Annotated in this window: 6 protein-coding genes; 1 reads left to right on the top strand and 5 read right to left on the bottom strand. The window is 44.5% G+C overall.

What is annotated here, in order from left to right; all coding sequences use genetic code 11:
* Positions 1 to 360: 360 nt before the first annotated feature.
* The 5 genes from AC5JM2_RS29395 to petJ form a co-directional block, all read right to left on the bottom strand.
* The gene (locus AC5JM2_RS29395) at positions 361 to 1,701 is read right to left on the bottom strand and encodes a TldD/PmbA family protein (protein ID WP_495838645.1); all 1,341 of its coding nucleotides are present in this window, start codon (positions 1,699 to 1,701) and stop codon (positions 361 to 363) included.
* A gap of 154 nt (positions 1,702 to 1,855) precedes the next feature.
* The gene (locus AC5JM2_RS29390; RefSeq protein WP_495838643.1) at positions 1,856 to 3,328 is read right to left on the bottom strand and encodes a TldD/PmbA family protein; all 1,473 of its coding nucleotides are present in this window, start codon (positions 3,326 to 3,328) and stop codon (positions 1,856 to 1,858) included.
* A 358-nt stretch (positions 3,329 to 3,686) separates the two neighbouring features.
* The gene (locus tag AC5JM2_RS29385) at positions 3,687 to 4,706 is read right to left on the bottom strand and encodes an aldo/keto reductase (protein WP_495838641.1); all 1,020 of its coding nucleotides are present in this window, start codon (positions 4,704 to 4,706) and stop codon (positions 3,687 to 3,689) included.
* Positions 4,707 to 4,997: 291 nt separating this feature from the next.
* Positions 4,998 to 6,479 (bottom strand): cytochrome P450, encoded by a 1,482-nt coding sequence (locus AC5JM2_RS29380; protein WP_495838639.1) that lies wholly within the window; start codon positions 6,477 to 6,479, stop codon positions 4,998 to 5,000.
* Positions 6,480 to 6,521: 42 nt separating this feature from the next.
* Positions 6,522 to 6,869, bottom strand: coding sequence for a cytochrome c6 PetJ (petJ, locus tag AC5JM2_RS29375; protein ID WP_495838637.1), 348 nt, complete (start codon positions 6,867 to 6,869; stop codon positions 6,522 to 6,524).
* 235 nt (positions 6,870 to 7,104) lie between these two features.
* On the opposite strand from petJ, the gene AC5JM2_RS29370 reads away from it, so the two are divergent.
* Positions 7,105 to 8,574, top strand: coding sequence for a serine aminopeptidase domain-containing protein (locus tag AC5JM2_RS29370; RefSeq protein WP_495838635.1), 1,470 nt, complete (start codon positions 7,105 to 7,107; stop codon positions 8,572 to 8,574).
* Positions 8,575 to 8,864: the final 290 nt, after the last annotated feature.

The following is an 8,864-nucleotide window of genomic DNA, read 5'->3' as shown; positions in this document are numbered from 1 at the left end:
TAACTGTGTTTCTTTCATTTATTGTGGGCGTGTAATCGCGCCCTTTGGGCGCTCATATCTTGCACATGTTTGTAGAAAACCGTACAACCTAAAAAGATCCAAGGGTAAGTTAAATAATTTTTCTTAGGTTTTGTCCCTAAATAAAGAACTTTTGATTTAATACTGAGTGACTAAATACCATCAATTTTTCTGGGTGCAAGATTTGAGACTTGCCACTTCTAACTTCCAACTTTTGATTTCTGTTTCAAAAAGAATTCGTTGGATTCCACAAATACGAAACCCAACGTACAATTGTTCTTAATTGAACAGTGTTAGGATTAAGCTCTATTTCGGCAACAATCCTAAAACTCTTGCGATATCTTAGTCTCCAGTAATTGACAGTTCCTCAACCCAGATTTTGGGACATACACCTCCAGGAGTCAACTCTGGTTCTTTTTCGAGAAAAATAATTGATTTCAGGACTTCGAGAAAATCTCCCGCAACTGTTGCAGACTCAATGCTTGTCTTAACACCTTTGTTGACAAGCCAGCCATCAAATGGTAAAGAAAAGGAACCTTGTAAAGCTTTCACACCTGCATGCAGAGCTTGTAGCTCATCAATAAAAACGACATTTTCTGCTGTTTCCAAACTCAATTCCTGTTCAGCAGGTGCGGCTGCAAAAACATGATAGAAATTCGGGCTGACACTAACTTTTGCACCAATATTAGCGTTACCTGTCGGCTGAGCGTTCATCCTTTTTGCAGTACCTGCACTGTGGAGAAAGCCTGTTAAGACGCCATTTTCAATCAACGAAACTTTGCGGGTGGGAGTTCCTTCACCATCAAAAGTTTCTGCACCGATGTTTGCTGGATGTAGTGCGTCATCGCACACTGAAAGCAGGGGAACAGCAATTTCCTTTCCTAAATCATCAGGGGTAGATAAGCTTTGCTTGTCCAAAATACTTTGAGCATTGAACAAGTTAGAAAAAGCACCCAATAAACTCAAGAAAGCATCTGGAGAGAAAACAACTCGATATTTCCCAGTCTTGATTTTTTCATAATTCAAGTGACTGATAGTTTTCTCTGCCGTTTCTTTAATGCAACCATTGATATCTAGATGATCTAAACCTTTGCTAATTCTAAAAGCGCCACCACTGCGAGGTTTCTTTCCATCTTCCTCAGTTTTGCTATAAAGAAAAATCGACGATGTTGAGCCAGATTCAGTTCTCATCGCACCATCGCTATTGAGATAAAATCTGTCAAAATCTCTTTGCGACAAACTGTTATAAGGAACTCCTTTGATAGCAGAATGAGCAGCGAGGACTTCTTTTTCAGCAGCTAACAAACTTTCTATCAGATCAGAAACAGGTGCTTGAGTTGCTTTGTCGTGTGATGAATTATCCAGGGGAACCGTAGACTCTGGGCTAAAATCAGGGACGTTTTCTTTGACACCAAAAAAACTTGCTTCGTAAGCTGTTTTTAAAGCTAATTCAAGTCCTTTGGCGTCTACATCGGTTGTGCTTGTGACACCCATTGTGTTGTCTTCATTCCAAACACGAACGATGACACCAGAAAGATTAGAAGCTTTTACTTGCTTCGGCTCACCTTGATCCACTTGCACACTCGTTCCATCTGCTGTTGAGCCATAGATATCGAATTTTTTGATGCCAAGTTTACTAGCAGTTTCCTTGGCGTCAGTTGCAATTTCATTGATATTTGGCATAGTTCGTCAATTTTATATTTGCGTGTTTTCTCGCTCCCAGGTTCTACCTGGGAGTGTATTACAGGAGGCTCTGCCTCCTATTATCATGTGGCAGAGCCACATAAAAGGCATTCCTAGCCAGAGGCTAGGAACGAGTTAAGAGGCTGCGAACGAGTTAGCGTCCACCTACGGTAATCGAATCAACCTTGATGTGTGGTTGTCCTACTGTTGTGTAAATACTGCCACTAACAGAACCACAAAAACCAGGTGCAAGGGATAAATCTTGAGAACACATGGAAATTTTATTCATAATTTCCTTCGCTTCACCAATCAAGATAGCTCCTTTGAGTGGCTTGGTGATTTTACCATTTTCAATCAAATAAGCTTCATCTACACCAAAGTTAAATTGCCCTGTAGCACCAACGCTACCACCGCCCATCTTCTTACAATAGATACCTTTATCTATAGAGGCAAATAAATCATCAGTGCTATATTCGCCAGGAGCAATGTAGGTGTTACGCATGCGGCTAGCAGCAGCATAACCAAAACTCTGGCGGCGTCCACTACCTGTTCTGGGGTGTCCAGTGCGTACTGAACCTGTTCTATCTGCTAAAAAGTTCTTTAAAACGCCTTTTTCAATTAATAGCGTTCTTTGAACTGGCATACCTTCGTCGTCCATATCAATTGTGCCGAAGGCGTTTTCGGTTCGTCCTTCATCCCAAGCTGTCAAGGCTTCGTGAGCAATTTTTTCGCCTTTCTTGTCAGCAAAGGGAGTGGTGTTGCGTTCAATTTGAGTGGTTTCCAACAGGTGTCCGCAGGCTTCGTGGAAGATAACCCCACCGAAGTGATTTGCCATGATGATGGGGTAAGTGCCTGATTCTACATAATCAGCGTAGAGCATTTTGCCTGCTGATTCTGCGATTTGCTCTGCCGCTTGTTTATGATCCCAAGCTTTCAGGAAATTGGGATCACTAGTGTTACCACCACGTTCGGCGAGGGAAGCGCGATTAGCACCATCAGCACATAACAGCATAAGTGCGACCGACTGAGTCAGGCGAATATCGCGAGCAAAGGTACCATCACTAGCGGCGACTAGCACTTCTTGCCAATCACGGAAATAGGTGGCGCGGCGCGATTGTACATGACTTGCTTTTTGCTGTAGTTGGGTAGTACTTTCAAGGAGAACATCTCCCATATCCCGCATGGAAGTGCACAGAGGTAGCCAGCCATCTTTCCCTCTTTTTGTAGCATAATCTCGTAGCAGTTCCAGATTGATTTCTGGGATGAAAGCATTAGGAGCAGGAAGTTGCAATCCTAGAATAGAAAGACCTTTTTCCAAAGCTGCTTTCAAACCAGAAAAGGAAAGGTCGTTCGTGCTAACGTAGCAGTCAGCTTTGCCACGAAATACTCTGACTCCTGCACCTGTAGAAAGACGCGGTGTAATGCTGGTGATGGCGTCTTCCTCTGCTAAGCAGCTAATATAGTTGACACGTTCTAAAAAGAATTCAATAAAATCAGCACCAGCAGCACGTCCCAGTCCCAAAAGCGTAGACAAGGGAGCTTCCCAAGATTCATCAAATCGCTCTGGTGTGGAGGAGTATTGTAAAGTGGGGAGTTGTTTGGACAGAAGTAGAGTACTTGTAAGCATCAGTAGCCTCAAAAAGCTGGCGTTACCAGAGAATTAACTGAACAGTCCTTTGTGTGTTCAGTCTAACAAATCAATGGAAGCCGCAGTCGGGATCAAGGTGGTAGAGGTTTCCCCACCTTGAAAACGAGTAATACTTACTCTTTCACTCAGCCGCGTGCTTGGCGACTTGGCGGTTCGTTTAATAAATATTAAACGCATCTGCATGGATAATTAGTCTAGTTCCCGGTGCGAAACTCAGAAGGCTGATTCTATCAAGCATAAAAACCAAGGTTTTGGTTCCTGGAAACATCTTAAATTCGTACCCTTATTTTTTGGAAATTTAGTTTTGCACCGGGAACTAGTCTAACAACAAAATAACTCAGCGCCGATATTCGTCGCCGCAGTCACCAATCAACTGATACAAATCCCGTGATTTGCTAGATACAGCATTTATTTGATTAAAATCCTCTGCATCCAGTGTGAAGTTAAAAACTTTGGCATTGTCTTCTATATGTTCAGATGTACCAAGCCTTGCACCCACAATCACACCTGCAACAGTTGGCTGATCCAAAATATAACGCACTGCCACATTGGAGATACTGACATTGTATTTGTCAGCTATTTCTTTCAGGGTAGAAAGTAATTCTTGAAAAAGTCTCCAACCACCCCAACTATCTATCATATTTTTGTATTTTCTCAAGCTGGCAGTGGTTAAGTCAAACCCTCGCGGTTCCGGTTTATTCAAGTACTTTTCAGATACCAAACCACCGCAGACTGTGCCATATGTGAAAAGTTTTATGTCGTGCTGTTGACAAAACGGAATCATATTCACTTCTGGACGGCGGTCAACAAGAGAAAATTGCACTTGGTTGGAAACTATTTTGATGCCAGCTTCTGTAATAATTTGCAAATGTTCCGTATCAAAATTAGTCAAAGCTAAATGCTTAATTTTTCCCTCTTTTTGCAGTTCTGCCATATACTTGAGGGCTTCTAGGTAATTTTTATCCCGGTATTCCCACCAGTGAAATTGCATCAAATCTAAAGATTCAACGCCCATCCTTCTTAAAGAGATATTGATGTTTTCTTCCACCAATTCTCTGGTCATCTTGGTAGGACGAGGTACCCATTTCGTAAAGGCTTGAATATTGGATAAAGCTTCTTTACCACGAGTTGCAATCAGTTGACGGCGAAACTCACCAAGAAAATCTTCTGCAGGCCCATAATGGTCTGCTAAATCCCATGTTGTAAAGCCTGCATCCACATATTTGAACATACTTTGAATAGCGGCTTTTGGATCAATGCGTCCATGCGCACCAGAGACTTGCCACATTCCATTTAAAACCCGACAAATGTTTAAATCAGGTGTAAATTGTAGACGGCTTGAGGTGGGTAGGTTCATCACAAATTACGGCAGAATTCCTTTCATACATTAAGCATGGCAGGGAAAGGTGCCGTCCTCCAACTATTGAACGACAATTGAACAACAAAAATTTTAGGTGTTGCTTGAGAGCCTTAAACTCGTGCGGCTTCGCAGCCAGCAAAATATGAAAGAAACACCTTTTTCCCTTACACCCCTACAACGCGCTTGTGCTTCAAGTCGGGAAACTCTAGCCGAGCACTGGCTCCCCTTACACCCCTACACCCCTGTGTTTCTTGAGAGTATAATCGATAGCTGAGTGCCCTGGCTGTTTCATGCTGGCAAATGCACCATCTCGCGTACATTTCCCCGCACACCGCCCACGCCCTCAGCAAATTGGCGATCTTGGTTGTGAAGTATCATCGGCATCCCGTGCTTGGGAGTCATGACAATAAAACCACTGCGTTCAACAGGTTGTTGGGAAAGGTATTGCAGGCGGTATTTTTGTAGGAGCATTGCCAGTACAATCTTAATTTCCAACATCGCAAAGCCAGCTCCGATACAGATGCGTGATCCAGCACTAAAAGGGTTGTATTCAAACATTGTGGGTTCAAATCCTTCCCAGCGCTTAGGGTGAAATCTCTCTGGTTCTGGATAAACTTCGGGCATATGATGAGTTTGATAAATGTTGACTAAAACCTCGGTTCCGCTTGGCAAGGTGTAACTTCCAAGTTCAGTCGGTTGCGAGGTAACGCGCCCGTTCCAAGGTACAGGAGTCAACACCCGCATACTTTCTTTAAGGACTCGTTCCAACAACGGTAACTGCTGCAACTGCTCGACGGTTGGTGCTTCCCCATGTAAGACGCTTTGCAGTTCATCAAGCAAGTCGGCAGTTACCTCTGGATGCTGTGAAAGCAGAAATAATGTCCATGTGAGGGCATTGGCACTGGTTTCATGCCCTGCTGCAAATATTGCACCTACGTGTCCCAGCAGTTCGTCTTCAGTTAGCGATACGCCACTCTCGGCATCCCGTGCTTGGATTAACATTGAGAGTACGTCCCCATCATTAGTGCCACTTGCTCGTTTACGCTGAATGAGAACGCGCATTTCGTTATCCAGTTGCGCCATTAAATTGAGTAAGTGATGGTAGGGTAGCCCTGGTAAGTCAAAAGGCAATAGGGAGACTCCAACACTACCCTCTAGAGTGAAAGCTTGTTGTAAGGTTTTGGCGGTTTTACCCCCCTCCTCACCAATATCACAGCCGAACAGGGTTTTCGTGGCTATGCGCAGGCTGAGGAGTCGCATTACATCAGCGATGTCGGTTGGTTTGCCAATTGGCAATTGCTCCAGTAGCGATCGCGTTATAACAACAATATCGTCGCCGTATGAATTGATTCGCTGTTTATGAAAGGCAGGCATCAAAAGCTGGCGGTGCTGGCGGTGAGTGAGACTGTTGACACCAAATAGCCCCGCAGCAAAGTGCTTTAGCGGTTCTGTGCGCGTTGAATCATTCCGCTTGCTGTACAACCTCCCGGACAAGGGATACTTGTAGTAAATCTCGTGCTGGCTGGTTACTTGACGGACATATTCCGGACCGTATGTCAACACTGTGCCAGGACAGTTGGGGAGCGGCGAGTAGAAATTAGTGCCCCCGCCAGCTGTCAGGGAAACCACTGAACCATAAGTTTGAAACAGAGAACGCGATACTCCTATCGAGTCTCTGGCAAAGCGCAAGACCATAGCAGGGCGTCCTAGAATTGGTAAAGGGCGAGGTCCAGGTACGCTCCATCTTGGTTGAGCGGTGATTGTTGTCATCGTTTATAGAACAGTTCCTAGTTTGATGGACAAATATTCTAACTAACGCCAGCCTTTTTCAGCTTGCTCTAACACATAAGCGGATAAATCTTGTATTTCTTGTTTGCTAAGGCGATCTTCGTAGGCTGGCATATTATTTTTGCCATTAGTAACAATCGAGGAAATTGCTTCAATGGAATCCATATGATATTTTTTTAGTGCTTTTAATTTTAAATTCTTGCCTCGTCTAACAATGTTGCTACCGTTAATATGACAACCAGCACATTGAACACTAAATATTTTTTCGGCGTTCACTGTATCTGTAGCTAATGCTGTAGGAATGAAGTTCAGATTTAAGACAATGAATGTCAGTAAGATAATGATGATTAGCTTTTTCAATTTGATACTCATTTCAATATCACAGAAAGTTGGATTCTTGGGTTAACAATTTCTATTTTCAAACCAGTTCTAGCGATCGCCCGTCCCTTGCGCGTGTCCGTAAGGACTCAGGGCAGACGCAATCATGCGTATCGCCAAACAATTGATTTCTACAAGCTACATAGCTAAATCTCCTTTGCTGGGTAGAATTTTGATGGTGTATCTGTTGATTATCATCCTATAGAGTGTCAGGAAAATCACGACTTAGATGAATCGCAATGCTGTATTATTGGCTGTCGCCGCACTATTGTTGATTGCCTTTTCTTGGTGGGGTGTCACTACAGCGCAAACTGGGTTACTGGTGCGTCACCTTAACCGTGAAGGAGTGCCTATACTATACGTTGCACCACGTAACGCCGAGAAGATACCAGGTGTCCTTGTCGCCCACGGTTATGCAGGTTCTAAGCAGTTGATGTTGGGTTACGCCCACGTTTTAGCACACGCAGGTTACGCCGTGATGCTGTGGGATTTTAACAGTCATGGGGCTAACGCCAAACCACTGGAACGTGGTTCACTTCAGCAAAATCTAGACGTTGCTTATGCAGCAATCTTGGAACAGCCAGAGGTTGATTCGTCGCGTTTAGCAATGCTCGGTCATTCTATGGGGAGTGGTGCAGTCATGTCAGCCGGTATTGAGAATGTAAACCGTTTTGCTGCTACTGTTGCCGTTTCGCCTACGGGTGCGGCGGTAACGCCCAAAGCGCCGCATAATCTCCAGTTGCAAGCAGGTTCTTGGGAAGGAGGTTTTGTTGGGAATGCACAGCGGTTATTGAAGGCGGCGGGAGGAGAAAATGAAAATTTGGCTGCTGGCAGAGGACGCCAACTTGTCGTCATTCCCAACGCTGAACACATCACAATTTTGTTTCGCAATGCTAGCCACCAAGCTGCCAAAAACTGGCTTGATGCCACTTTTGGAGTGCAACGTACTAGTCACTACGTTGATCGTCGGATGATTTGGTATTTCTTGCACTTGTTAGCGTGGCTGACTTTACTTGGCGCAGTTGCTTCTATCAAAGAGGACACGGGCAAATTCTCCACATCTTCTAAAACGTCACTACGTTTTTTCTCTGGTTTGAGAAGTTGGATAGGTTTACTAATAGCACCGTTTGTAGCAAGTGGTGTACTAGTGTTACTGAGTCGTAGCGGTGATATTAACAGTTTGGGTGGCTTGCTGGTAGGCGGTGCAGTAAGTATTTGGTTCGGCGTTGCGGGTTTGGTTTGGTTGGCTGTCATGTTTCGCTTACCACGTCCTACACTACGAACTGTTGGTTTAGGCATAGCACTATTTATAGTCTTGTGGATTGCCTTTGGTGCAATGGCACAGGTGGTGTGGCTACAGTGGTGGCTTATTCAGGCGCGTTTAAAGTTATTTCCCCTGATGTCACTGGCTTGTTTTCCTTGGTTTTTGGCATCTGGAGTCGCACAACAAGACGTTGGAGTTGGAAAACGAATTTTGTGGTGGCTAGGGCAAAGTGTGATTTTGATAGGGGGCTTTATTTTGGTGCTTTACTTATTGCCTGAACTTAGTTTTATTTTTCTTTTGCTACCATTGTTTCCTTTGATTATAGGGATTTTTTCCTATGCTTGCAGCTTGTATAAAGAAATTTGGAGTTATGCCCTTGGCAGTGCGTTATTGTTTGGCTGGATACTAGCTGCTGCCTTTCCTTTAGCTAGCTAGGAAAGCAGGATGGATAACAATTCAAAATCACCGATAGCGTTTGCGCAGCGTCCCTAAGAGGGACTAGCGTGCCCGTTCGCGCAGCGTGTCCGTAAGGACTTAGGGCATAGATTGGATCGGAGGAAACCTCCCTCCGGGTTCGCCAGTCCCCCAATCTCCTGCACCAGACGCTACGCTAACGTGACGGAAACCGCCAAGACGGGGGCTGGACTCACCGCTCCAACTTCTCTCAAAATTCAAAGTTCAAAGGAAGGCTAGCCCCTAAGGGGGCGCTACGCAAACGCCCCGCT

The organism is Brasilonema angustatum (genome assembly GCF_059505445.1).
This window is presented reverse-complemented; position numbering and strand designations above follow the sequence as displayed.

Coding starts and splice junctions, on each gene's coding strand:
- AC5JM2_RS29395 (WP_495838645.1), bottom strand. CDS start 1,701: ATGCCAAATATCAATGAAATTGCAACTGACGCCAAGGAAACTGCTAGT.
- AC5JM2_RS29385 (WP_495838641.1), bottom strand. CDS start 4,706: ATGAACCTACCCACCTCAAGCCGTCTACAATTTACACCTGATTTAAAC.
- AC5JM2_RS29370 (WP_495838635.1), top strand. CDS start 7,105: ATGAATCGCAATGCTGTATTATTGGCTGTCGCCGCACTATTGTTGATT.
- AC5JM2_RS29380 (WP_495838639.1), bottom strand. CDS start 6,479: ATGACAACAATCACCGCTCAACCAAGATGGAGCGTACCTGGACCTCGC.
- AC5JM2_RS29390 (WP_495838643.1), bottom strand. CDS start 3,328: ATGCTTACAAGTACTCTACTTCTGTCCAAACAACTCCCCACTTTACAA.
- petJ (WP_495838637.1), bottom strand. CDS start 6,869: ATGAGTATCAAATTGAAAAAGCTAATCATCATTATCTTACTGACATTC.